The organism is Burkholderia pulmonis (assembly GCF_984667975.1).
Map to the genome: position 1 here is coordinate 1,947,316 of NZ_OZ480186.1, position 23,703 is coordinate 1,971,018.

19 protein-coding genes are annotated in these 23,703 nt (G+C 62.9%); 10 read left to right on the plus strand and 9 right to left on the minus strand.

Annotated features, from left to right (window positions below):
- The first annotated feature begins 42 nt into the window (after positions 1–42).
- The 4 genes from AC5LXK_RS08990 to AC5LXK_RS09005 all read left to right on the plus strand — a co-directional run bounded on the left by AC5LXK_RS08990 (position 43) and on the right by AC5LXK_RS09005 (position 4,163).
- Positions 43–1,281, plus strand: coding sequence for an MFS transporter (locus AC5LXK_RS08990; RefSeq protein ID WP_493388540.1), 1,239 nt, complete (start codon positions 43–45; stop codon positions 1,279–1,281).
- Positions 1,282–1,324: 43 nt separating this feature from the next.
- Complete coding sequence (gene fabF, locus AC5LXK_RS08995; protein WP_493388541.1) at positions 1,325–2,641, plus strand: beta-ketoacyl-ACP synthase II; 1,317 nt, start codon at positions 1,325–1,327, stop codon at positions 2,639–2,641.
- 105 nt (positions 2,642–2,746) lie between these two features.
- Positions 2,747–3,256 (plus strand): winged helix-turn-helix transcriptional regulator, encoded by a 510-nt coding sequence (locus AC5LXK_RS09000; RefSeq protein WP_493388542.1) that lies wholly within the window; start codon positions 2,747–2,749, stop codon positions 3,254–3,256.
- Between the two features lie 190 nt (positions 3,257–3,446).
- Positions 3,447–4,163 carry a helix-turn-helix transcriptional regulator gene (locus AC5LXK_RS09005; protein ID WP_493388543.1) on the plus strand — a complete coding sequence of 239 codons (717 nt, stop codon included), beginning with the start codon at positions 3,447–3,449 and terminating at the stop codon, positions 4,161–4,163.
- Positions 4,164–4,303: 140 nt separating this feature from the next.
- Here the strand turns inward: AC5LXK_RS09005 and AC5LXK_RS09010 are convergent, their stop codons facing one another.
- Positions 4,304–4,519 carry a hypothetical protein gene (locus AC5LXK_RS09010; protein WP_493388544.1) on the minus strand — a complete coding sequence of 72 codons (216 nt, stop codon included), beginning with the start codon at positions 4,517–4,519 and terminating at the stop codon, positions 4,304–4,306.
- A 472-nt stretch (positions 4,520–4,991) separates the two neighbouring features.
- Positions 4,992–5,915, minus strand: coding sequence for a LysR family transcriptional regulator (locus tag AC5LXK_RS09015; RefSeq protein ID WP_493388545.1), 924 nt, complete (start codon positions 5,913–5,915; stop codon positions 4,992–4,994).
- A 142-nt stretch (positions 5,916–6,057) separates the two neighbouring features.
- On the opposite strand from AC5LXK_RS09015, the gene AC5LXK_RS09020 reads away from it, so the two are divergent.
- The 6 genes from AC5LXK_RS09020 to AC5LXK_RS09045 all read left to right on the plus strand — a co-directional run bounded on the left by AC5LXK_RS09020 (position 6,058) and on the right by AC5LXK_RS09045 (position 11,570).
- A complete protein-coding gene (locus AC5LXK_RS09020; protein ID WP_493388546.1) occupies positions 6,058–6,510 on the plus strand; it encodes a MaoC family dehydratase in 453 nt (150 codons plus the stop codon).
- Complete coding sequence (locus AC5LXK_RS09025; protein WP_493388547.1) at positions 6,507–7,382, plus strand: HpcH/HpaI aldolase/citrate lyase family protein; 876 nt, start codon at positions 6,507–6,509, stop codon at positions 7,380–7,382. Before AC5LXK_RS09020 ends, AC5LXK_RS09025 begins: the two co-directional genes overlap by 4 nt.
- Positions 7,379–7,771 (plus strand): cupin domain-containing protein, encoded by a 393-nt coding sequence (locus AC5LXK_RS09030; protein WP_493388548.1) that lies wholly within the window; start codon positions 7,379–7,381, stop codon positions 7,769–7,771. The genes AC5LXK_RS09025 and AC5LXK_RS09030 overlap by 4 nt, the downstream gene beginning before the upstream one ends.
- A gap of 75 nt (positions 7,772–7,846) precedes the next feature.
- Positions 7,847–9,145 carry a CitMHS family transporter gene (locus AC5LXK_RS09035; protein ID WP_493388549.1) on the plus strand — a complete coding sequence of 433 codons (1,299 nt, stop codon included), beginning with the start codon at positions 7,847–7,849 and terminating at the stop codon, positions 9,143–9,145.
- Between the two features lie 34 nt (positions 9,146–9,179).
- Positions 9,180–10,343: a CaiB/BaiF CoA transferase family protein gene (locus tag AC5LXK_RS09040; RefSeq protein WP_493388550.1), complete on the plus strand. Its 1,164-nt coding sequence runs from the start codon at positions 9,180–9,182 to the stop codon at positions 10,341–10,343.
- Positions 10,344–10,670: 327 nt separating this feature from the next.
- The gene (locus AC5LXK_RS09045) at positions 10,671–11,570 is read left to right on the plus strand and encodes an alpha/beta hydrolase (RefSeq protein WP_493388551.1); all 900 of its coding nucleotides are present in this window, start codon (positions 10,671–10,673) and stop codon (positions 11,568–11,570) included.
- A gap of 464 nt (positions 11,571–12,034) precedes the next feature.
- Here the strand turns inward: AC5LXK_RS09045 and AC5LXK_RS09050 are convergent, their stop codons facing one another.
- The 7 genes from AC5LXK_RS09050 to AC5LXK_RS09080 all read right to left on the minus strand — a co-directional run bounded on the left by AC5LXK_RS09050 (position 12,035) and on the right by AC5LXK_RS09080 (position 23,694).
- Positions 12,035–12,625, minus strand: coding sequence for a hypothetical protein (locus AC5LXK_RS09050; RefSeq protein WP_493388552.1), 591 nt, complete (start codon positions 12,623–12,625; stop codon positions 12,035–12,037).
- Positions 12,600–13,601, minus strand: a complete 1,002-nt coding sequence (locus AC5LXK_RS09055) for a hypothetical protein (RefSeq protein WP_493388553.1) — start codon at positions 13,599–13,601, stop codon at positions 12,600–12,602. The genes AC5LXK_RS09050 and AC5LXK_RS09055 overlap by 26 nt, the downstream gene beginning before the upstream one ends.
- Positions 13,576–16,287 (minus strand): type VI secretion system Vgr family protein, encoded by a 2,712-nt coding sequence (locus AC5LXK_RS09060; protein WP_493388554.1) that lies wholly within the window; start codon positions 16,285–16,287, stop codon positions 13,576–13,578. Before AC5LXK_RS09060 ends, AC5LXK_RS09055 begins: the two co-directional genes overlap by 26 nt.
- Before the next feature lie 413 nt (positions 16,288–16,700).
- Positions 16,701–19,874 (minus strand): multidrug efflux RND transporter permease subunit, encoded by a 3,174-nt coding sequence (locus AC5LXK_RS09065; RefSeq protein WP_493391208.1) that lies wholly within the window; start codon positions 19,872–19,874, stop codon positions 16,701–16,703.
- A gap of 76 nt (positions 19,875–19,950) precedes the next feature.
- Positions 19,951–21,585 (minus strand): ABC transporter ATP-binding protein, encoded by a 1,635-nt coding sequence (locus AC5LXK_RS09070; RefSeq protein WP_493391209.1) that lies wholly within the window; start codon positions 21,583–21,585, stop codon positions 19,951–19,953.
- Positions 21,585–22,688, minus strand: coding sequence for an ABC transporter permease (locus AC5LXK_RS09075; protein WP_493388555.1), 1,104 nt, complete (start codon positions 22,686–22,688; stop codon positions 21,585–21,587). Before AC5LXK_RS09075 ends, AC5LXK_RS09070 begins: the two co-directional genes overlap by 1 nt.
- A complete protein-coding gene (locus AC5LXK_RS09080; RefSeq protein WP_493388556.1) occupies positions 22,642–23,694 on the minus strand; it encodes a microcin C ABC transporter permease YejB in 1,053 nt (350 codons plus the stop codon). The genes AC5LXK_RS09075 and AC5LXK_RS09080 overlap by 47 nt, the downstream gene beginning before the upstream one ends.
- Positions 23,695–23,703 lie beyond the last annotated feature (9 nt).

Here is a 23,703-nt window from a genome sequence, read left to right on the forward strand (position 1 = left end):
TGAACCCGGACGGACGGTTGCCCGTCCGTCCGCACTCTGACCATGAAGACATCCAAACTTGCCATTGCCTCGCTGTTCCTGACCATCTTTGTCGATGCCGCCGGCATCGGCATCGTGTTTCCCGCACTGACGCCGATGCTGCTCAACAACGAAACCGGCCTGTTTGCGGCGTCGGTGAGCGAGGCCACCCGCTATCAGATCTACGGCATCGTGCTGGCGCTCTATCCGCTGGCCATGTTCGCCGCGTCGCCGCTGCTCGGCGACATGTCCGATCGGTACGGCCGCAAACGCGTGCTGCTGCTGTGTCTGGGCGGTAACGCGCTCGGCATGCTCGGCACTGCAGCAGGCGTGTACGCCGGCAGTCTGTGGGGGGTGCTCGTCGGCCGTGCGATCTGCGGCCTGACCGCCGCGAGCCTGCCGGTTGCGCAGGCAGCGGTCATCGACATCAGCACGCCCGAAACGAAGGCGGGCAACCTCAGCATGATCACGGCGGCGAACGGCGTGGGATTCGCGATCGGGCCGGTCATCGGCGGTGTGTTTTCCGGCACGGGCGGCGGTGCGTTCGGCGTCGCGCTGCCGTTCGTCATCGGTGCAGCCATGGCAGCGCTCACGCTCGCGTTCGTGATCGCGTTCTTCTCCGATCGCCGCGTACACGACGGTGCCACGCCCGCGCGACGCACCGGCGCATGGCGGCGCATCGTCGCGAACGCGGCATCGCCGGTGCTCCGTCCGCCGCTCGTCATCCTCGCGGTGTTTCTGACCGGCTACTACATCTTCTTCAACTACATGTCGGCCTTTTCCCTGTTGCGGTATGGATTCGACGCATTCTGGGAAGCGATGTTGCTGTCGTTCTACTCGGCATGCTTCGCGGTGTCGCTGCTGTTCATCATTCCCGCACTGGCGAAATCGTTTTCACCGCGACAGAACCTCATGGGCAGCCTGATCGCGCAACCGGTCCTGATCGCACTGGTGATGGTGGTCGACGCCCCCGTCAGCCTCTGGGCGGCCGTGCCGCTGCTCGCGCTCGCCGTATCCAATACCTATGTCACGCTGCTCAGCATTGCATCGAACCGCGCGACCGCCGACGATCAGGGGCAGGTGCTGGGCGTCGTATCGTCGATCAATGCGCTCGCCTGGGGCGTCGCCCCGATCGTGACCTCGTTGCTGCAGCCGTATTCGATCGTCCTCCCGATCGCGACGTCCGCGCTGGTGCTCGTGTCGGCGTGCGCGCTGGGCGGGCGCTTCTGCAACCAGGCGGTCGGACTCGAAGTCAGTCGATGAGCCCGCGTCAAGGTCATTCACCGCGAACCCACTGGAGAATTCAATGAATGCCAACACCCCCCAACTGCCTCATCCGCTCGGATTGCGGCGCGTCGTCGTAACAGGGCTCGGCCTCGTGACTCCGCTCGGCGTCGGTGTCGAGCACACGTGGCGGAACCTGCTCGAAGGTCGAAGCGGCATCACGGCCATCGATCGCTTCGACACGTCGTATCTGCCTTGCAAGATCGCCGGGCTGATTCCCGCGGGCAGCGCGCGCGACGGCGGCTTCGACGCGACCGAATGGGTCGAGGCGAAGGAGGTCAAGAAAATGGATCCGTTCATCGTCTATGCGATCGCGGCCGCCACGGAAGCGATCGACGATGCGCAGTGGCGTCCGGCCGACCGGGAACTGCAGAATCGCACCGGCGTCATGGTCGGCGCGGGTATCGGCGGCCTGCCGGGAATCGAGGCGGGATCGCGACAGATCGAGCGCGCACCCGGCAAGCGGCTGTCGCCGTTCTTCATTCCGTCGAACCTGATCAACCTGGCCGCCGGCCAGATTTCGATCAAGTACGGCTTTCGCGGCCCGACCCATGCGACGGTCACGGCATGCGCGTCCGGCGCCCATGCGATCGGCGATGCGGCACGCCTGATCGCGCTCGACGACGCGGACGTGATGATCGCGGGCGGCGCCGAAGCCGCCGTGTGCGAGGTCGGGATCGCCGGTTTTGCCGCCGCGAAAGCGCTGTCCACGGGTTTCAACGACACGCCGGAGCGTGCGTCACGGCCGTGGGATGCCGACCGCGACGGCTTCGTGATGGGCGAGGGCAGCGGCATGGTCGTCCTCGAGGAATACGGGCATGCGCTGGCGCGCGGCGCGCGGATCTACGCGGAAGTCATCGGCTACGGCATGTCGGGCGACGCTTATCACATCGTCGCTCCGCCGGATGACGGCGACGGCGCGGCCCGCGCGATGCTTGCCGCCCTCAAGCGGGCGCGGATCGAGCCGGACGCCATCGACTACATCAATGCGCATTCGACGTCGACGCCCGCCGGCGATCTGGCCGAGATCGCCGCGCTCAAACGCGTGTTTGGCGAGCACCTGTTCGGTGGTGCGTCGGTGTCCGCCACCAAGGCGTCGACCGGGCACCTGCTCGGCGCCGCTGGCAGCGTCGAAGCGGTGTTCGCGCTGCTGGCGCTCCGCGACCAGGTCGCACCGCCGACGATCAACCTCGATCGCGCGGCGCCCGAGTGCGACGGCCTCGATCTCGTGCCGAACCGCAGCAAGTCGCGGCCGGTGCGTTACACGTTGTCGAATTCCTTCGGGTTCGGCGGAACGAACGCGGCGCTGATATTCGGCCCTCCGCCGGCAGACGCCTGATCCCGGGCGTGCCGGATACGCCCGTCCGGCACGCCCTTGATGTCACAGGGCATCCGTCCAGATAGTCACTTGCATATTAGAAGTCTCAATGTTAGCCTTCACGCCATGAGAACGACCAGCTTTAAATCGATGGAGTGCCCGACCGCGCGCGCACTCGACTGCATCGGCGAATCGTGGACGCTCCTGATCCTGCGGGATGCGTTACAGGGGTGTACACGCTTCGACGAATTCCAGCGCAGCGTCGGGATTGCAACCAATACGCTGACCCGCAGATTGAAACGCCTCGTCGATCAGGGCCTGCTGGAGCGCCGGCGCTACATGACGCGACCCACGCGTTACGAGTACGTGCTGACGCAAATGGGCATCGACCTGTTCCCGCTGCTGGTCGTGCTGTTCGATTGGGGGAGCAAGTACCTCGTCAACGACGGTGTCGCGGTTCAGCAGATCGACCGCGAGAGCGGCCGGGTGCTTGAATCCGTGGTTGTCGACAGGAATGACCTGCAGCCGATTACCGTGGATCGCGTCCTGCTCAAGGCAGGGCCGGTCGCATCGACTGCCGTGCATGAACGTGTCGAGCAGGTGCGTGAGCTGCGCGAAAGTGCCTCGGGCAGCTAACCGCTCTCGTACCGTTGGAACAAGCCGGACTCGCCCTGAGTACCGGCCATGAAATAACGGATCGACCCGCGCGGTCGCCGCTTGTCGGCGCGCGAGCGCGGCGTTTCCGATGGTGTCGTGGTGCTGTGGCAGGTCCGACTTGATGCGTGCTTACGTTCGATATCAGTGAAGAGTCAATACGGAGTTTGAATTGGTAGACGAATTCATGCCTATCCTTCAATCGCAGACGATGGAGGAGCTCGGGGCCCACGTGGGAAGTTTCTGCCGCGAGGCCGGATACCAAACTTATATGTATTCGGTTGTGTCGTCCGCCTCCGCCGGCGAGACGGGCTTCAGCCACATCATCTCGAACTGCCCGGCCTGGCAGGATGTCTACGCGGAGCGTCGCTACGCGAACATCGACCCGATACTCGCCCACGCGCGCACGTCCTCGCTGCCGCTGCGATGGGAGCGCGCGATGTACAGCTCCGGCGAGCAGCGGTGCCTCGAAGCGGACGCGCGTCGCTTCGGTCTCGTTCATGGCCTGAGCCTGCCGGTGCGCGGCCACCGCGGTGACATCGGCGTGCTGAGCGTCGCATCCGACGGCTCCGAGGGCGTCCCTGCGCACGACCTCGGACAGACCGCGAAGCTCAGTCTGCTTTGCGCGTATATCGAGGAAAAGGTCACCATGATCGCGCGGGAGACCAAAGGGCAGGGCGCCACGCGGATGTCGGGCATGAGTTCGCGCGAACGGCAATGCCTGCAATGGTGTTCCGCAGGCAAGACGAGCTGGGAGATCGGCGAGATTCTCGGCATCACCGAGCGAACCGTGAATTTTCACATCGGCAATGTCGTTCGGAAACTCAATGCCAAGGGCCGTCGTCATGCGGTGACGAAGGCCATTTCCCTCAGGCTGTTGTGCGTGTGACAAGCACGGCAACGGTTGTCTTGCATCTGATTGTTCCGTCAACCTGCCGAAGGGAAACGGAACAGTCATCAGACGGCGGGGCTCGGGTCCCGCCGTCTCGCCTCAGTGGTTCAGGTGCTGCCGCACACCCGGCAGAGGCGTCACACCGGGATGTGAATCTCGATGTCGCCGTCGAAATCGTTCCTCGACGGAGCGACCTGAAAATTGGGCGGCCCCGCCGTCGTGCCTTGCAAAGCGCCGCCTGGCCGATACTCACTTCCGGTCGGAAGCGTGGATTTGCCCGCGACCGGTGACGTCCCGAAATCGAATGGGATGTCCCTCCTGTTTTGCAGATATTCCAGCGTCCCGTTCGCCACGGCCTGCGCCTTCGGGGTCGACGATGTTGATGCAAACAACACGAGGTGAGGGCACGGGTCGCACGCTCATCGCGGACCTGCGAGTCGCGACGCAGGCACTCACCACGTCTTCCGGGCTTGAGAGCCGAGACCTGGACGCGACAACTTCAATCCAGCGCCAAGTCGGTGGCTTCGCGAAGCGCGCGTTGTAGACTCGCCATGAAGAAGGGCGGGTAAGACACAGTGTTGATTCCGCGCACTCACATCTCCTTGACCAACCGGTCCAGCAACGTCGGATGTGCGCGCTCGTCTCGCCCGTTGATTGAACTGCTGTTTCCGCAGAACGCGTCGACGTTCGGTTCATACATCGCGCGACCGTACTCGATTTGGCATTTTGGTGTTGTCTGTCGAGTTGAGGCGTTAGCGACAGGATCACATCTATCTCACATTTCACCCCCTAGTATTTCTTAGCGGGCGGCCGTATTGAATCCGACTAATTCAGACGTGAATGACTGCGCGCAGGAGTGCGCTCCTCCTGCGCGAGCACCGACAGCATCGAGCGCACGGCGCCGGAGACGACATCCGGCCGCCAGGCCGCCGCCACCTTGAGTTCGAAATGCTCGGATTGATCGGACAGATCCCGGTACACCACGCCCGGATGCGGGCTGCTGCGCACTTGCGCCGGCAACAATGCGACACCGATCCCGGTTGCCACCAGACTGACCATGCTTGCCATCTGCCACGCTTCCATAACGATCCGCGGGCTGAACCCCGCCTTTTCGCAGGCGAGGAGAAATTTCGCATGCAGGCTCGGGATCTTGTCGCCGGGGAAAATCATGAAGGCATCGTCGGCCAGATCCTTGAGCCGCAAAGTTTTCGCGTCGGCGAGCCGATGATCCTGCGGCAGCACCGCGATCAATCGCTCGGTCGCGATGGTGCGCGACGCCATGTCGGCCGCGTTGTTGAGCGGTAGCCGGACGATACCGAGATCGATTTTCTGGGCGCGGAGGTTCTCGATCTGCTCGGTTGAAGTCAGCTCTCTCAGATCGATATGGATCGACGGGAACTGCACGCGAAAGTCCCGCAGGATTCGCGGTAAAAGCGCGTAACTCACGGACCCGACGAAGCCGACGGTCAGGGTGCCCGTCACCCCTTGATCCGCGCGCCGGGCCGCATCGATCGCCCGTTGCCCGCGCGCAAGCAGCTCGCGCGCCTCCTCGAGAAATACCGCCCCCGCCGGCGTCAGCGCGACGAAATGCTTGTTTCGGCTCAGCAACGGCACGCCGACCAGTTCCTCCAAATTCTTGATGGCCTGGCTGAGCGGCGGCTGCGCCATATGCAGCCTGAGCGCGGCCTTTCCGAAGTGCAATTCTTCCGCGACCGCGACGAACTGAACCAGCAATCGAGTATGGACCATGGTGAGATATTTTTTATATCAAAGTGACTTGATTACATATTGGACGAGTTTCACGGTTTGATCCACTCTTGCAGCTAACGAGACGCTTGGCTGCCTGGCCAGGATGTCTCTCGACATTCACGACGACGGCGCAGGAGACGAGATGGCGGGGCTTTTTTTCGAAGAGTTCGAGGTGGGTAGAACGTTCGAGCACGGATGGTCCAGAACCGTCACGGAATCGGACAACATGCTGTTCAGTTGCCTGACGCTGAACGTCCAGCCGCTGCACATCGACGCCGAATTCGCATCGAAGACGGAGTTCGGCAAGCCGCTGGTCAATAGCCTGTTCACGCTGGGATTGCTCGTCGGCATCACCGTGAACGACACGACCTTGGGAACGACGGTGGCCAACCTCGGTTTGCGCGAGGTGACGTTTCCGGCGCCCGTTTTCCAGGGCGATACGGTTCGCGCACGCACGACCGTGCTCGCCGTGCGGTCGAGCCAGTCGCGTCCGAACGCGGGCCTGGTCGAGTTCGAACACATCGCCACGAAACAGACGGGCGAGATCGTGTGCAAATGCCATCGGACCGCCATGATGCTTCGGCGGGCGACGTGATCCGCTCCCTCATGTTCGTGCCCGCCGACAGCCGCCGCAAGCTGGAGAAGTCGCTCGCCAGTTCGGCGGATGCGTTGATCTTCGATCTCGAAGACGCGGTCGCACCGGACAACAAGGCCGACGCAAGAGCGTGTCTTACGGCATTTCTCGCCGAGACACGAAACGCCATCGGCAAGCGCGTATTCGTTCGCGTCAACGATCTGACGACCGGCCTGACGCTCGACGATCTGGCGGCGACGATGCCGTTTCGTCCCGATGGCTACGTGCTGCCCAAAAGCCGCGGCGGGGGCGACGTGCGAACGCTTGCCCTGTATCTGGATGCCTTCGAGAAGGCCTACCCAGGCACATCGGGCACGACCGAAATCATTGCGATTGCCACCGAAACCGCGACGTCGGTGTTCGGCCTGAACAGCTACCAGGATGCGTCGTCGCGCTTGTACGGCTTGATGTGGGGCGCGGAGGATTTATCCGCCGATCTGGGCGCCAGGGCCGCGCATGTCGATGGGCAATGGACGCCGGCATTCGCTCTCGCCCGTTCGATGTGTCTGTTCGCCGCCGCCCACGCGGGCGTTATTGCGATCGACACGGTGCCCACGGAAATCCATCACGCCGACGCGTTGCGCGCGGAATCGGACCGTGCACGGCGCGACGGCTTTACCGCGAAAGCGGCGATTCATCCGGCACAGGTTGCCGCGATCAACGCGGCGTTTTCGCCGTCGGCGGAAGAACGGGCATGGGCCACGCGGGTGGTAGACGCGTTCCGGTCCGGCGACGGCGTCGCCACGCTCGACGGCCGCATGCTGGACCGTCCCCATCTCAAACTCGCGACGCGCATCCTGGATGCGGCCGCCACGCAAGGAGTCTCACCATGACAGGCAAACGATATTTTGTTCGACTGAACGATATCCCGGGGTATCACCCCGCCAATCACGTCGGCACGTTGAACCGGCGTCTGATCGGCTCCGACACCGTCGGCGCAAAACAGCTCGAAGTGCTGCACGGAACCATCGAGAAAGGCAAGGGCGCCTTGCCGCATGCGCACCCGGGCATCGAGCAGGTTTGCTATGTCCTCGAAGGCCGGGCGATCGCCGAAGTCGACGGCCAGCGTGCGGAGCTCGGGCCCGGCGACTGCTGCTACTTCCCCGCGGATTCGATGCACGTGTTCACGGTCGTCAGCGACGAACCCGCAAAAATCCTCGTGATCTACTCGCCGCCCTACGAAGAAAATCCGGCGCGCGTGATTCGCCCTGCAAGCGCCTGATTGCCTGCCCGACTCGATACGACGCCGGCCTCGCCGCCGGCTGCTCGATATAAAAACGCATAGGAAGGAGACACCATGCTTGCGCTGACTGGCGTATTGGCGGTACTTACCCTGTTCACATTGATTCTGACGAAGCGGATGTCGCCGCTCGCGGCACTGATCACCGTGCCGATCGTGGCCGCGCTCGTGAGCGGGTTCGGTTTTCAGACCGCGAAGTTCGTCGTGAAAGGGATCGAGAGCGTGTCGTCGGTGGTCGGCATGTTCGTGTTTGCGATCGTGTTCTTCGGGATCGTCACCGACGCCGGCATGCTCGATCCCATCATCACGCGCATTCTGCGGATGATGCGCGGGCGCCCCACGCACATCCTGATGGGGACGGCGCTGCTCGCGCTGCTGATCCATCTCGACGGCTCGGGCGCAGTATGCTTTCTGATCACGATTCCCGCGATGCTGCCCGTGTACGAACGCATGAAGATGGAAAAGCGGCTGCTGACCTGCATGGCCGCGCTGGCAGCGGGCGTCAATTTTCTGCCCTGGACGGGCGTGATGATCCGGGCTTCGGTGGCGCTGCACATTCCCGCCACCACGATCTTCCGCCCGATCATGGTGGTGCAGGGCGTCGGCCTGATCTTCGTGTTCGCCACCGCCTATCTGCTCGGGAAAAGGGAAGAGCGCCGGCTCGGGCTCGTATTCGACGGCACCGCGTTCGAGATGCCGAAGCGCGAGCCGACCGAGGAAGAGCGCGCGCTGCGCCGGCCGGCAATGTTCTGGCCGAACCTGCTGCTGACCGTTGCCGTCATGGCCGTGATGATCAGCGGCAAGGTCGAGCCGGTCGTGATGTTCATGATCGGCACCGTCATCGCGCTGTTCCTGAACTATCCGAACGTCGACGAGCAGCGCCGCCGCATCGACGCGCACGCGAAAGCGGCGCTGATGATGGCCAGCGTGTTGCTTGCCGCAGGCGCGTTCACGGGCATCATGACCGGAACGGGCATGCTCAAGGCCATGGCGAATGCCGCGGTGCAGTTCATTCCTGCCGGACATGCGGGGCACATTCCGTTTGCGATGGGCCTGGTATCGATGCCGCTCAGCCTGATCTTCGACCCGGATTCGTTCTACTTCGGCATCCTGCCGGTCATCGCCGATGCGGCTCAACAGCTGGGTGTTGCGCCGATCCAGGTCGCGCAGGCTGCGTTGCTCGGGCAAATGACCACCGGGTTTCCCGTCAGTCCGCTGACGCCGGCCACGTTCCTGCTGGTCGGGCTCGCGGGCATCGAGCTGTCGGAGCATCAAAAGTTCGCCATACCGTTTTTGTTCGCGGCCACGGTCGTGATGACGGTCGCCTGCGTCGTGCTTGGCGTATTCCCGCTCTAGAACGGTATCCACAGAACGAAACGAAGGAAAGAACATGACGACAATGTTTGACGATGACGGGCCGCGCGCGACGGGGCCGCTTGCCGGTGTTCGTATCGTGGATATGACGTCGGTGGGGATGGGGCCGTACGCCACGCAGATCCTCGGCGACATGGGGGCGACGGTCGTCAAGATCGAATCGCCCGAGGGGGACGTGTTCCGCCATACAGCGCCCGCGCGTCATCCTGCGATGGGAGCGGCGTTCCTCAACCTGAACCGAAACAAGCGCGTGATCCGGCTCGATCTGAAGATGGAAGCCGATCTGGCGACGCTCAAGGCGCTGATTGGCGCAGCCGATGTGTTCGTGTCGAACGTACGTCCAAAGTCCTTGCGGCAGCTCGGCCTCGACTATCCGTCGCTTCGGCAAGCGAACCCGCGGCTGATCTACTGCGGAGCTTACGGTTATTCGGAAGCGGGCCCATACGCGGGCCGGCCCGCGTTCGACGACATCATCCAGGCGCAATGCGGATTGGCGGCGTTTCAGGGCGCCAACAATCACGACACGCCGCAATACGTAAATACGATCATCGCGGACAAGGTCGCGGGGCTCACGATCGCCTACGCGATTCCGATGGCGCTTTACGAGCGGGAACGTTCCGGGGAGGGACAAGCAATTGAGGTGCCGATGTTCGAGACGCTCGTGTCATTTATAGCGGTCGAGCAACTTGCAGGCAGGACGTTTATTCCGCCGTTAGGTGAATCGGGCTATGCGCGCGTCATGTCTCCGCATCGCCGTCCATACCGAACACTCGACGGCTATCTCGCTCTTCTCCCATACACAACCGCTCAGTGGCAACGGTTCTTTACGCTTGCCGGGAGGGCTGACCTGGCTCGCGACCCGAAATTCTCGGATGCGATCAGTCGAAGCGAGAACATCGACACGTTGTACGAGGTATTGGCCGGAATAGTCGCAACACGTACGACGGCGGAATGGCTCACATTGCTGGAGGCCGCAGACATTCCGCATTCAGAGATTGCGAGATTCGATGACGTGATCAACGACAGGCATCTGAATGCGACCGGCATGATCTACGAGTATGACCATCCGACTGAAGGGCGGCTTCGGGGTATTGGCATTCCCACGAGGTTTTCGCGGACGCCGGGGAGCATACGGATCGCTGCGGAGGCGTTACCGTCCGCGGGCGCCGTCGATTCGTAGATCGGTTCATGGACTGGTTGTGCGGCCGGAGCGATATCGGCTTGCCGACATGACGAGTGCCAACGGATATCCATTCTGGCGCTTTCGATGCGCCGCTTTGGCACGCTTCCAACCACTTTCACTGACGAAGAGAACGAGGTGCTTTCGACCCGTGCCACCGAACGAACTCAACGGCTCCGGTCGCATGACGGCGGACGTTTCGCGATGCTTGTCCTGCTATGCGCGCGGCGTTTCCTGGAGCGACTGCCCGGTAGGACGTGAATGAGCCAGCAAGCGGATCCAGATGGATACGCGTACACACCCTTAGCTAGCAATAAAGGATGATCAATGAGCAAAAAACAGCGCCGCGCGATCGATGCGATGTTGAGGAAGGCACCGCAGGGTTTCAAACCGCTACCGGTTGAGCAGATGCGGGAAGGTTTTGCCAGAATGATGAGCACGTTCCCGGTTTCTGACGAGGTAACTCAAGTGCCCGTTGAACTTGCCGGTCGCCCAGCCGTCCTTGTCGAGCCAAAATCCCGCGCACGCCCGGGGACGATCCTGTATTTTCATGGTGGTTCGTTCTCGCTCGGTTCGCCACAGACCGCGATGAGCCTCACCGCCGAACTCGTCCGCCGCACTTCCGTGCGGTCGATCTCGATCGACTATCGGCTTGCGCCCGAGCATCCATTTCCTGCAGGCATCGAGGATTGCCTCGCCGCTTACCGAAGCTTGCTGAACGATGGCGTCGATCCGGCTTCCGTCGTGTTTGCCGGCGACTCGGCTGGCGGGGGCCTGGTCGTGACGACCAGCCTGAGCGCGCGCGACGTCGGGGTGCCGCTACCTGCCGCGCTCGTCGCGTTTTCTCCGGGTCTGGACCATACTCGATCCGGAGCGACAATGATCACAAAGGAAGGCATCGATCCATTCTTCACGCGCGAAAGCATGGGATACACCGGCGCCATGTACCTCGCGGGCCAGAACCCGGATAGTCCCTTGCTCGCACCTGCCGTGCATGCCGACCTGAGCGGCTTTCCGCCCATCTTGCTTCAGGTAGGCACGAACGAACTTCTGCTCGACGATTCCGTGCGACTCGCGGCACGTGCCCGCGACGCCGGGGTCGACGTGATTCTCGATGTCACCGCCGATGTGCCTCACGTCTTCCAGGCATTTGCCGGCATGCTCGACGAAGCCGAATACGCGCTCGACCGCGCAGCGCTTTTCATCGTGCAGCACCTCGCGAAGTGAGGTTGGCCGGTCAGCCGAAAGTGGGACGAGCTTCTGGCGAAGACTACAGGCATGGAAGGCGGGCAGGACCGTTGAGTCGATGCTCAGCTACCGCCTCAATGACCTTCAGTCGATCGACTTCACGCATCGTCATGGTGATCCGTTCCGCTACAGCCATCGCAGCCTCCGGCGCCGGACACCCGGCGGCCGGACAGCTTACGCGGCCCGAAAGCGGACATTTCTATGTAGCCAAAAGCGGACATTTCAATCTAGCCACTACAATCAAAACTGTCGATAACTATGATTATGTAAAATCATAGTTGCGTCGCCAAGCAGCTCCACTGGTTCGATTCGCGCGCGGATCTGCTGCAGCACTTCGCCGAGGCTAGCCTCGATCCGTTGCAAACTCGTCGACAGGACCGAGTTGCTCGGCGCCCCTGCCGACGACGTCATGGGAGTTTTGCTAATTCTCCGATGCGTGCGTACTACTTGCTTCGCGCAAACGTGCTTCCGTTGTACCGATACTCGCGCGTCGCATTTCCAGCATCGTCGATATTGGTCCAGGTGATCTTGAATCCGAGTGGGCTCTCGATCCATTCGATCGCGAGCCACGGTGACCGATAGTCCCCGTCGGAATAGAGCGACACACTGTGCAAACAGCTTTGCACCGGCATCGAATAGACCGGGGCCGCGGCGTTACCGTTGACCTGCAACGCATACAGCGTGCTCTCCTCCCCTGCACCGCAAAAACCCATCGGCTTGTTGCTCGACGATTGGCTCACGACCACCAGCACGAACTCCTTTCCGTCGACAACCCTCGACGTCGCCGATGGAAATCCGATGCCCGATGCTGAGGCGACGGCCCGTCGAAGTGCGTCAGGCAACTTCACCGTACTTGTGCGGTGATGGGCGGCGTCTACTTCAATCAGCCGCTTTCCATCTTCAGCTTGTTGGAACTGACGTCCATTCAACAGCCGAACCGAGGTTGGCGCTTGTTCGTCCGCGAGTACGTTTGTCGCACCTGCGACAGCAACAGCGATGACGCAACACTTAATTACCGAAGATATGATCGACATAGCAGATTCCGGAATACTTCCATGGATGGTCTTTGGTTTGACCACCCTTCATTTTCTTGTACTCATCCTTGTCGCGGTCGTGAAGCTCCGCCTCAGTCTTCCCGGCGTTCGAAGGGTTAGTCATGTCCCAGCCTATGTTACCCGTTTGCGTATCGCACATCACGTCGTTACGCTCGATCGTCTGCGCAGCCTTATTTACCTTGTAGTAGCTGCCGCCGTTCCATCGGGAAAACGTCTCGCGTCGAAGTTGCTCCTCGGTGTAGGGAACGCCTTCAAAGTGATTGATTGCATCCGTTTGCTTCTGCTGCCACAACTTAACGCCAGCCTTGATATTTTCCTTCCAGCTCCAAACCTGTTCGTACGTTGGTGAAGGATTCGTCATTTGAGTCATCCCGAAGCCCTTGTCGCCTGCGACTACAGGTTCATTGTCTGAACTCCTGAAATTCTTGAAGTGACTCTCTTGATCGAGAACGAGGTCGAAGCCAACCGTTTTTGGAATCGGCTTGAGGTAGGCAAGCACGTCGTCTTTCGATGGATTCTTTCCAAGGATAAGCACTGTCCTCCGGAACTCCGTTGACCCCGCCTTGACTTCGACGGACAGCTTCCCGCCGATGATCTTGTCATTCAGCGTCGCATCCCACACCTTGTCGTTACTGGTAAAAGACCCGGTCTCCGAAAACGATCGGACCTTCTTACCGCGGCTTTTCTTTTCGTTCAGCGGGCTCACCTGCGCATCCCATACGATGGTCCACTTCCATTGATAGGGCGGCGGATCGTCCGATTTGAACTCGAACGTGATCGACGGAAATTTCGTGGTCTCGTCAATGTAGAACTTGTCTCCAGTCGCGGGGCGTACCCATTCACCGGCGTCGTTCTGAATAACAGCCTTCACCAACGAATTTTGATCGGTTCCGGTCGTCGACGCGTGTCTCACGTGACGCTTCACGGTCTTACGCTTCTTCTTCGTCGCCGTCATCTTCGACCTCCTTGTAGACCGTCAGAGACAGAGACTCTGGCTGATCGGTATAAATGTGCTGAGTAAAGCCGTTGGCATCGCTGAAGCCACTCCACTTTTTGCCGGATTCGCTTTCGACCTCGTATTGTGTGTGTGGCAGGATTGTCGCACCGTCGTCGTCGACCAGGTGAAATTGCTCGTGATATCGAGGCGCATCGCCCGCATGGGGTAGCCCTGGGAGCACGTAGCCTTGCGCTGTCGGTCCGTCCAGGCTGTGCGATGTGCCCTTGATATCGATCTTGCCCGGCGCGTGGATCTGGATGTCGCCGTTCGCGATGCGGATGTAGGCGCCGCCGGAGGTCAGGTAAATCTCCTGGTCGGCCGCAACCTCGACCTTCGCAGTTGTCGAAAGTACCTTGACCGATTTCTGCGCGATCACCTCGATGTTGTCCGAATGCGCTTGCACTTCAATCTTGCCCCGACCGGCGAACAACTTCATGCCGGCGCCCTGAACGAAGAGACTGAGCTTGTTGGCGACACTCGCGATCAGCGACTGGCCGACCGCGAGATGCGTGCTTTGTCCACTGACGATGTTGACGTGTTGCGCAGCCGACAAATGGGCGGTCTCGTTTGTCGAGAGCGCGATACCCGACGGGCTCCCAAAAATCATGATCGGTTCCTTGAAGGCGTTCGCGGTACCCGTGCCTCCGCCAGCCGTGCGGCCACCTGACCCAGAGCCCGTGGCCGACTCTTGCGTCGCGTCGGTCAACTGCTTCAGAGCATCGTATCCAGCCTTGGAGCTCTCTGCGTTGTGTGCGGTGCTCGCGTCGGAAAGCGATTCAAGCAAGCTTTCCGCTCGCACCAGTTGCTGCTGTGTCTCGCGCGCGTCGAGCGGCTGGCTGTCGACCGCTTTCGAATGCGTCGTGACGTACAGTCCGCGATTCGCTCGGACCGCGCCGTAGCTGTCGGTGCGCAGATCGAAGCCGCTTCCCAGATAGTCGCCCCGCGCATTGCCGGTCTGCCGAATGAGGTATCCGAGATGGAGCGAGGAACTTCCCTGGCTGCTGAACAACTGCATGCGGCCTTGCCCGGTCGAGTCGTCCATCACCATCTGGTTGTATCCCGCTCCGGCAAATTCTTTCGAGCGATAGCCCGAAAGAAGGCCGTTTGTGTGCCATTGAGGTTTGGTCGCACCGTTGTACACGCGCGCAATCGCGATCGGACGATCACAGTCTCCACCCACGTAATCGATCAAGACTTCTTCCCCGACTCGCGGTGGGTGAACGGCACCGTATCCACTGCCGGCGTCTGACTGCGCCACACGCACCCAGCACGACGCGCTTTCGTTGCCGTCATTGACGCGATCCCAGATGAAGCGCACCTTGATTCGGTTCAGCTCGTCGGTGTAAACCTCTTCGTTCTGCGGGCCAACCACCACCGCAGTCTCGAGATGAGTGGTCGGCTTAGCGTGATCAAACGGACTCCGGAACGGGACCGTCGTACGTTGCGCTTCGATCTCAATCTGATAGGCCCCCGTGGAACCGTCCGCCCCCGTCGAGACATAAGCGCCGCTGTCCAGGTCCGCAACCGCTGATTCTGCGAGCAGGCGATCCAGGCTATGCGGCATCCGAGCCGACGATTGAGAGATCGGCAGATTGTTTCGCACAATCCAGCGTACCGCGATCGCCGCGAACTCACGCTGCTCGCTGGAATCGCTGTCGTGATCGGGATGTCCGCCCAATGTGAAACGTTTGCCTGCGTCAGCTGCTCGCCAACCGCCAATACCAAAAAAACGCTTCGAACGCGATTCCCATTCCTCGAGGCGAGTTTTCGAAAGCGCGTCACCTCGCTCCTGCGCCAAAAAGGTATATGCGCCGGTGTACTGATACACCTCGGCTTGCTCTGGCAAGTCGCCTTGATTCGGCATCGTCGGCAACGACGTGCCCTTCGCGTTGAACGCGCTCGCCGGGCTCTTGTAGTCGAACGTGCGGGTGGTCAACGATGTACTCTGCAGCGTGCGGATGCCGCTCCACTGCGTAAGCGCGTCCGATGCGACAGTCGTACCCGCACGTGAAAAAGCGAGTGGCAGCGCTTCGTCGAGCGCTGTCAGGCGATCGGTGATGACGAGCCGATGTGCTTTGCCGTCGCTGTCGTGCTTCCAGTAGCCGTAGAGGCCTTCCGACTCAAGGAGCCGGTGGACGAAATTCCAATCAGTTTCGTCTTGGCGGCAGAAGGAGAGTGACGGAAGCGTCCGCGACAGATGAAACTCGAAGAAGCCTCGTGCTTGGGGATGCGTGTTGAATACTTCTGTGATGATCGCGTCGACCGGTTTGTCCTGCCAGATCTTCTGGTCGCGGCGAAATCGCAGGAAGTGCATCCACGAGGCGATGGTGATCTGGTGAAACGTCAGCCCGCCGTCTGCACCAAGACGTCTCGCCGTATGCACATAGCCGTTGTGCGGTGCATATGAACCGCCGCTTTGCTGGATCCAGAGCGTCGTGGGTTGCGCAATAAGGTTCTTGAGCTCGACGCTCGACATCGTCGAAACGACATCGACGACAAACTCGAAGTCCCGCCCCAGTCGCGCATCACCGACCATCTGGTGCGGGAGCAAAACGTCGTGTCCCAACGATGTATCGAGCTTGAGGAGACGGTCTTGCTGAATCAACCCGCCTCGAATGATTTGCATCAGATTACGCGCATCCATCCGCACACCTTTCTTTATTCTTACGCATACTTTCGAAGTGGCAAACCCACTTTGCCCTCATGTGCGATTGTACAGAACAGCAAATCTCTCGAATCTCAAAAATGGTTAATGTTGTCGAGTCAATATTGATCGCACTCCTGCTTATTCGTCGAGTCGATAGAAAATAATATCCACTTGATTGAATGTCTTATATGTCGAGAGATACTTGAATACTTCGCGATCAAGCTCGCTGAAAAAGCGTTTTGACGTTGGATCATGTGGCATTTCGTTATACTTGATTATTATTTTGCATAACTAAATATCATCATCTCAGAATCACATGCCGCTAATACGACTTAGCGGCATTGAAAGCCACGAAAGAAAAACCCGGTCGGTGGTATCTGATCCGACCGAAAACAACCCGCCTCCCACCCTCAATCCACCTCCAGATCCCCGACCGTTTCCGCCCGCCGCGCATCACGCCGCATCCCCGCAGCCTGCCGGCCACGCCGGCTCGCAGACACCACCAACCGAAACGCGACCGGCGCAAACACCAGCCCGAACATCGTCGCCGCCAGCACGCCTCCAAACGCACCCGTGCCGATCGACCGCCGGCTTTCAGCACCCGCGCCCGTCGCCAGCACAAGCGGCACGACGCCGAGCAGGAACGCCATCGACGTCATCACGATCGGCCTGAATCGCGTGGCAGCCGCGTCGATCACCGCCTGCCGCAGCGGCACGCCGCGTGCAGCCAGATCGCGTGCGTACTGCACGATCAGGATCGCGTTCTTCGCCGCCAGCCCGACCACCGTGATCATCCCGACCTTGAAGTACACGTCGTTCGGCATGCCGCGTGCGAGCGCCGCCGCAATCGCGCCGATCATGCCGAGCGGCACGATCGTCAGAACGGACAGCGGAATCGTCCAGCTTTCGTACAGCGCGGCGAGCGCCATGAACACCGCGAGCACCGACAGCCCGACAAGCAGCGGCGTCTGCCGCGCGGCAACCTGCTCCTCGCGCGCCGCATCGACCCAGTCGAAGCCGATCCCCGCCGGCAGCGCGCCGGCGAGTCGCTCCATTTCCGCCATCGCCGCGCCCGAACTCGTGCCGGTCGCCGGCCGGCCGCTGATGTCGAGCGACGGATAGCCGTTGTAACGGTTCAGCATCACCGGGCCGATCGTCCAGTGCGGCGCGGCGATGGCCGATAGCGGCACCATGTCGCCGGTGCGGTTCGGTACGGTCAGCGCCATCAGCTGCGCATCGGTCGTGCGTGCGCCCGGCTCGGCCTCGATGATCACGCGCCGCATCCGGCCCGACGCCGGAAAATCGTTGATGTAGTTCGAACCGAACGTGCCGCCCAGCAGCCCTGCGATCCGCTCGAACGGCACGCCGAGCGCATACGCCTTCGCGCGATCGACGTCGAGCTCGATGCGCGGCGCGTCCGGCAGGTCTTCGAAATGCACTGCGGCCAGCAGCGGATCCGTCTTCGCACGCTCGGACAACTGCTCGCGGGCCGCCTTCAACGCATCGAGCCCGACCCCGCCGCGATCCTCGAGCCGGAACGTGAATCCGTCCGAATGCCCGATGCCGCGCACCGAAGGCGGCAGCGACGCCTCGACGTCGCCGTCGAGAATCTCGCCGAAACGGCGGTTGAGCCGGTCGCGCAACGCCATCGCGTCGACGTCGCGCTGCGCCCAGTCCTTCAGCTCCACGAACGCCATCCCGACGTTCTGCCCGCTGCCCGCGAAACTCCAGCCGATCACGCTCGTCACGTTCGCGATGGCCGGCTCCGCGCGCAGGATCGCCTCGACCCGCTCGACGGCCACGAGCGTGCGCGCCTGCGTCGCGCCGGCCGGCAACTGGATCATCACCTGCAGTTGCCCCTGGTCCTCGGTCGGCAGGAAGCCGCCCGGCATCATCCAGTACAGCAGCGCGCAGGCGATCACGAGCGCCGCGTAGACCGCGACGACGATGCCGGTGCGGCGCACCGCGAACACGGCAACGCGGCGATAACCGGCCTCGACGCGCGTAAAACCCGCCCCGAACCGGTCTGCCAGCCGTGCGCCGAGGCCACGGCGCCGCGCCTGGGCGGCCCTGCCGTCGTGCCGCTCGACCGGCTTCAGCAGGTTTGCGCACAGCGCGGGCGTGAGTGACAGCGCCATGAACGACGACACCAGCATCGACGCGATCATCGCCACCGCAAACTGCCGGTAAATACCGCCAACGGTACCCGGAAAGAACGCCATCGGCACGAATACGGCGGTCAGTACCGCGGTCACGCCGACGATCGCCCCGCCGATCCGCTTCATGGCCCGGCGCGTGGCGTCGCGCGGTGACACGCCCTCCTCCATCACGCGGTGCACGCTCTCGACGACGACGATCGCATCGTCGACGAGGATGCCGATCGCCAGCACGAGACCGAACATCGTGAACACGTTGATCGACAGCCCGAACGCCCACATCACCGCGAACGCCCCCATCAGCGTGACCGGAATCACGACCGTCGGCACCAGCGTGTAGCGCAGGTCGCGCAGGAACAGCCACATCACGCAGAACACCAGCACGACCGCCTCGATCAGCGTCAGCACCACCTCGCGGATCGCGATCGTCACGAAATGCGCGCCGTCGAACGGGATCTCGATCGCGACGCCCGGCGGCAACGTCCTCGACAGCTCGGCGAGCCGCGCGCGGATCGCGTTCGACGTTTCGAGCGCATTGCCGCGCGGGCCGAGCTGGATGCCGACCGTGGCTGCCGGACGGCCGTTCAGCCGCGAATAGAACGAGTAGTCGTCGCGGCCGATCTCGACGCGCGCGACGTCGGCGACGCGCACCGCCGAACCGTCCGTCTTCGACTTGAGCACGATCCGGCCGAACTCGTCCGGCGACGCGAGCTGCCCCTTGACGACGATCTGCGCAGTGAGCTGCTGACCACCCGGAAACGGCGCATCGCCGATCGCACCGGCCGTCACCGTCGCGTTCTGCGTACCGATCGCCGCAATCACGTCGTCGGCGCCGAGGCCGTATTCGCGCAGCTTGTGCGGATCGAGCCAGACCCGCAGCGCCTCATCGGCGTCCCACAGCTCGGCCGCGCCGACGCCCGGCGCGCGCTTCAGCTCGCGCAGCACGTAGCGGTTCAGGTAATCGCCGAGCTGCGCGGAATCGCGCAAGCCGTCGGTCGACGTCAGCGTGACGAGCATCAGGAACGTGTTCGCCGCCTTGAACACGCCGATTCCCTGCTGGACGACCTGCTGCGGCAACCGCGACTCGACCTGTTTCAGCCGGTTGTTCACGTCGACGAGCGCGATGTCGGGATCGGTGCCCGGCGAAAACGTCACGTCGATCTCGAGGTTGCCGTGGCCGTCGCTGCTCGTCTCGTAGTACAGGAGCCCGTCGGCGCCGTCGAGGCTTTCCTCGATGATGCTGCCGACATCGCCGTCGACCGTCTCGGTCGACGCGCCCGGATACGCGGCGGTGATCACGACCCGCGGCGGCGCAAGGCGCGGATATTGCGCAATCGGAAGCTGCGGAATCGCGAGCACGCCCGCGACGACGATCGCAAGCGCGACGATCCACGCAAAAACGGGACGATCGATGAAGAACGACGGCATCGACATGCGTCAGCGCACCACCGGCGTTGCGCCGCACGGCACGCGGGCGGCCTGGGCGCGCTGCGCCCGGTACACGTCAATCATCGGTTCTCTCTCGGGAGCCGCGCACCGGCGCCAGCATCGACGACGCAAGCAGCGCACGCGTATACGGATGGGACGGCGCATGCAGCACGTCGAGCGTATCGCCCTCCTCGACCACGCGCCCCGCCTTCATCACGACGACCCGGTGGGCCATCGCACGCATGACCGCGAGATCGTGCGTGATGAACAGGTAGCTCAGTTTGTACTTCTTTTGCAGATTCGTCAGCAGATTCAGCACCTGCTTCTGGATCGACACGTCTAGCGCGCTCGTCGGTTCGTCCAGCACCAGCAGTTCCGGCTCCACCGCCAGCGCGCGCGCGATCGCGATCCGCTGCCGCTGGCCGCCGGAAAATTCGTGCGGATAGCGCACCATCGACTCGGCCGGCAGGCCGACCTCCTGCAGCAGCGCGGCGATCCGCGCCCGCCGCGCGTCCCCGGCCACCTGCGGCCGATGCACGGCGAGCCCTTCGCCGACGATCTGCTCGACCGTCATCCGCGGCGACAGCGAACCGAACGGATCCTGGAACACGACCTGCATCCTGCCGTACAGCGTGCGCCTGCCGCCCGTCGTCCGCAGCGTGTCGAGCGGCATGCCGTCGATCTCGATCGCGCCGGCCGCCGGCCGCTGCAGGCCGAGCACGGTCGCGGCCAGCGTCGATTTCCCCGAGCCCGACTCGCCCACGATCCCCAGCGTTTCGCCGCGCTTCAGCGACAGCTTCACGTCGTGCACGGCGCGGAACGTCGTCTTGCCGAGCACCGCGCGCCAGCCTTTCGCCGCGATACGGTAATCGACCGCGAGATCGCGTACGTCGAGGATCGTCTGCGCGCCGGCCGCGACGGGCTCGACGGCCCGCTGCGGCGCGCTGTCGAGCAGCCGGCGCGTGTACGCATGCTGCGGCGCGGCGAACAGCGCATCGGTCGTGTTCGTCTCCACCAGCACGCCCTGCTCCATGACGGCCACGCGCTGCGCGAAGCGCCGCACCAGGTTCAGGTCGTGCGTGATCAGCAGCACGGCCATGCCGCGCGCGGCCGCTTCCTGCTCCTGCAGTTCGATCAGCAGATCGACGATCTGCTGGCGCACCGTCACGTCGAGCGCCGTCGTCGGTTCGTCCGCCAGCAACAGCCGCGGCCGGCACGCCAGCGCCATCGCGATCATCGCGCGCTGGCGCTGCCCGCCCGACAGTTGATGCGGAAAACTGTCGATACGCCGCTCCGGCTCCGGAATCCCGGTGCGCCGCAACAGCGCGATCCCGCGCTCGCGCGCGTCTCCCGGCCGCAGCCCCTCGTGCAGCCGCAGGCTCTCGGCGATCTGCTTGCCGATCGTATACAGCGGATTCAGCGCGGTCATCGGTTCCTGGAACACCATCGCGATGTCGGCGCCGCGAATCCCGCGCATCTGCTGCTCGGTCTTCGCGAGCAAATCCTCGCCGTCGAACAGCATCCGCCCCGACAGCGTCGCCTGCTGCGCGAGCCGCAGGATCGACAGCGCCGTCACGCTCTTGCCCGACCCCGATTCACCGACGAGCGCGACGCGCTCGCCGCGGCCGATCGACAGGCTCAGGTCCCGCACGGCCGGCTTCGCACCGAAGCGCGCCGAAAAACCGTCGATCTGCAGCAACGCGTTCGCCATCATTGCCCCCCGCCGAACGCCGAGCCGCGCGAGCGCGTGTCGAGCGCGTTGCGCAACGCGTCGCCCATGAACGTGAGCAGCAGCAGCGTCACCACCAGCGCCGCGAATGCCGAGATCGAGATCCACCATGCGTCGAGGTTGTTCTTGCCCTCCTGCAGCAACTCGCCGAGGCTCGGCGTCGGCGGCTGCACGCCGAGACCGAGGAAATCGAGGCTCGTCAGCGACAGGATCGCGGCGCTCATCCGGAACGGCAAGAACGTGATCACCGGCGTGAGGCTGTTCGGCAGCACGTGGCGCCACATGATCTGCGCGTTCGTCAGCCCCATCGTGCGGGCCGCTTTCACGTAATCGAGCATGCGGTTGCGCAGGAATTCGGCGCGCACGTAATCGGACAGCACGAGCCAGCCGAACATCGACAGCAGGATGAACAGCAGCCACAGCGACGGCGTGAAGATCGACGCAAAGATGATCAGCAGGTACAGGTCCGGCAGCGCGCTCCAGATCTCGATCAGGCGCTGGCCGAACAGGTCCGTGCGGCCGCCGTAGAAGCCCTGCAGCGCGCCCGTCAGCACGCCGATCAGCACGCCCGACACGGTCAGCGCGAACGCCATCAGCACCGACAGCCGGAATCCGTACAGCAGCCGTGCGAGCACGTCGCGCCCGAACTGGTCGGTGCCGAGCCAGTTGTTCGACGACGGCGGCGCCGGGTACGGCCGCGACGCAAAGTAGTCGATCGTGTCGTAGCGATAGCGATTCGGCGGGTAGATCACGAAATTGCCGTGCGACTCGAGCTTCGTGCGAATGTACGGATCGAGGTAGTTCGTCTTCGCGGGAAAGTCGCCGCCGAACTCGGTCTCCGGATAGTCCTTCACGATCGGGAAATAATAGTGCCCGTCGTAACGCACGATCAGCGGCCGGTCGTTCGACAGACCGTCGGCACACAGGCTGAGCGCGAACAGCACCACGAAGATCACGAGGCTCGCATAACCGAGCGGCTGCGCGCGAAAGCGCTGCCACGTGCGACGCCACGGCGAAGGCGACGGCGCGCAAGCGGGATCAGTGGTCCAGGCGGTTGAACTGGATACGGGGGTCGACGAGGACATAGCAGATATCCGCGATGAGCTTGGTCAGCAGACCGATCAGGGTGAACAGGAACAGCGAGCCGAGCACGACCGGATAGTCGCGACGGATCACCGCGTCGTACGACAGCTGCCCCATTCCGTCGAGCGAGAACAGCGTCTCGATCAGCAGGTTGCCGTTCAGGAACGCGCCGACGAAGGCCGCGGGCAGCCCGGTGAGCAACGGGATCGCCGCATTGCGCAGCACGTGCTTCCACAGCACGTCGCGCTCCGGCGCTCCCTTCGCCCGCGCGGTCAGCACGTACTGCCGGCCGATTTCCTCGAGGAACGTGTTCTTCGTCAGGATCGTGACGATCGCGAAATTGCCGATCACCGCCGCGGTGACGGGCATCACGATGTGCCACAGATAGTCGAGCGTCTTGCCGACCAGCGTCAGGTCGTCGAAGTTGTCCGACGTGAGCCCGCGCATCGGGAACACCTGCCAGAACGTGCCGCCGCCGAACAGCATCAGCAGCAGCACGCCGAGCACGAAGCCCGGCACCGCATAGCCGGCCAGCACCAGCACGCTCGTCACGGTGTCGAACCGCGAACCGTTGCGCACCGCCTTCGCAATGCCGAGCGGCACCGACACGAGATACGTGAGGATCACCGTCCAGAGCCCGAGCGTGATCGACACCGGCAGCTTCGAACGGATCACCGCCCACACGCTGCGGTGCGCAAAGTAGGACTGGCCAAGGTCGAACGTCGCATAGCTTTTCAGCATCAGCAGGTAACGTTCGAGCGGCGGCTTGTCGAAGCCGAACTGCTTGCGGATCTGCGCGATCTGCTGCGGATCGACGCCCTGGCTGCCGTGATAGCCGCCCCCGCTTCCGCCCGCCTCGCCCCCGCGCGCGCTGCCGTGGCGCAACTGCGAGAGGACCTGCTCCACCGGGCCGCCCGGTACGAACTGCGTGACCGCGAACGTGATCGTCACGACCCCGACCAGCGTCGGAATCATCAGCAGCAGCCGCCTGATTATGTATGCCAGCATCGTTGTTCC

Excerpts from the sequence above, each read along its gene's own strand:
- AC5LXK_RS08990 (WP_493388540.1), top strand. The coding sequence starts at position 43 with ATGAAGACATCCAAACTTGCCATTGCCTCGCTGTTCCTGACCATCTTT.
- fabF (WP_493388541.1), top strand. The coding sequence starts at position 1,325 with ATGAATGCCAACACCCCCCAACTGCCTCATCCGCTCGGATTGCGGCGC.
- AC5LXK_RS09000 (WP_493388542.1), top strand. The coding sequence starts at position 2,747 with ATGAGAACGACCAGCTTTAAATCGATGGAGTGCCCGACCGCGCGCGCA.
- AC5LXK_RS09015 (WP_493388545.1), bottom strand. The coding sequence starts at position 5,915 with ATGGTCCATACTCGATTGCTGGTTCAGTTCGTCGCGGTCGCGGAAGAA.
- AC5LXK_RS09020 (WP_493388546.1), top strand. The coding sequence starts at position 6,058 with ATGGCGGGGCTTTTTTTCGAAGAGTTCGAGGTGGGTAGAACGTTCGAG.
- AC5LXK_RS09030 (WP_493388548.1), top strand. The coding sequence starts at position 7,379 with ATGACAGGCAAACGATATTTTGTTCGACTGAACGATATCCCGGGGTAT.
- AC5LXK_RS09035 (WP_493388549.1), top strand. The coding sequence starts at position 7,847 with ATGCTTGCGCTGACTGGCGTATTGGCGGTACTTACCCTGTTCACATTG.
- AC5LXK_RS09040 (WP_493388550.1), top strand. The coding sequence starts at position 9,180 with ATGACGACAATGTTTGACGATGACGGGCCGCGCGCGACGGGGCCGCTT.
- AC5LXK_RS09045 (WP_493388551.1), top strand. The coding sequence starts at position 10,671 with ATGAGCAAAAAACAGCGCCGCGCGATCGATGCGATGTTGAGGAAGGCA.
- AC5LXK_RS09050 (WP_493388552.1), bottom strand. The coding sequence starts at position 12,625 with ATGTCGATCATATCTTCGGTAATTAAGTGTTGCGTCATCGCTGTTGCT.
- AC5LXK_RS09055 (WP_493388553.1), bottom strand. The coding sequence starts at position 13,601 with ATGACGGCGACGAAGAAGAAGCGTAAGACCGTGAAGCGTCACGTGAGA.
- AC5LXK_RS09060 (WP_493388554.1), bottom strand. The coding sequence starts at position 16,287 with ATGGATGCGCGTAATCTGATGCAAATCATTCGAGGCGGGTTGATTCAG.
- AC5LXK_RS09065 (WP_493391208.1), bottom strand. The coding sequence starts at position 19,874 with ATGCCGTCGTTCTTCATCGATCGTCCCGTTTTTGCGTGGATCGTCGCG.
- AC5LXK_RS09070 (WP_493391209.1), bottom strand. The coding sequence starts at position 21,585 with ATGGCGAACGCGTTGCTGCAGATCGACGGTTTTTCGGCGCGCTTCGGT.
- AC5LXK_RS09075 (WP_493388555.1), bottom strand. The coding sequence starts at position 22,688 with ATGTCCTCGTCGACCCCCGTATCCAGTTCAACCGCCTGGACCACTGAT.
- AC5LXK_RS09080 (WP_493388556.1), bottom strand. The coding sequence starts at position 23,694 with ATGCTGGCATACATAATCAGGCGGCTGCTGCTGATGATTCCGACGCTG.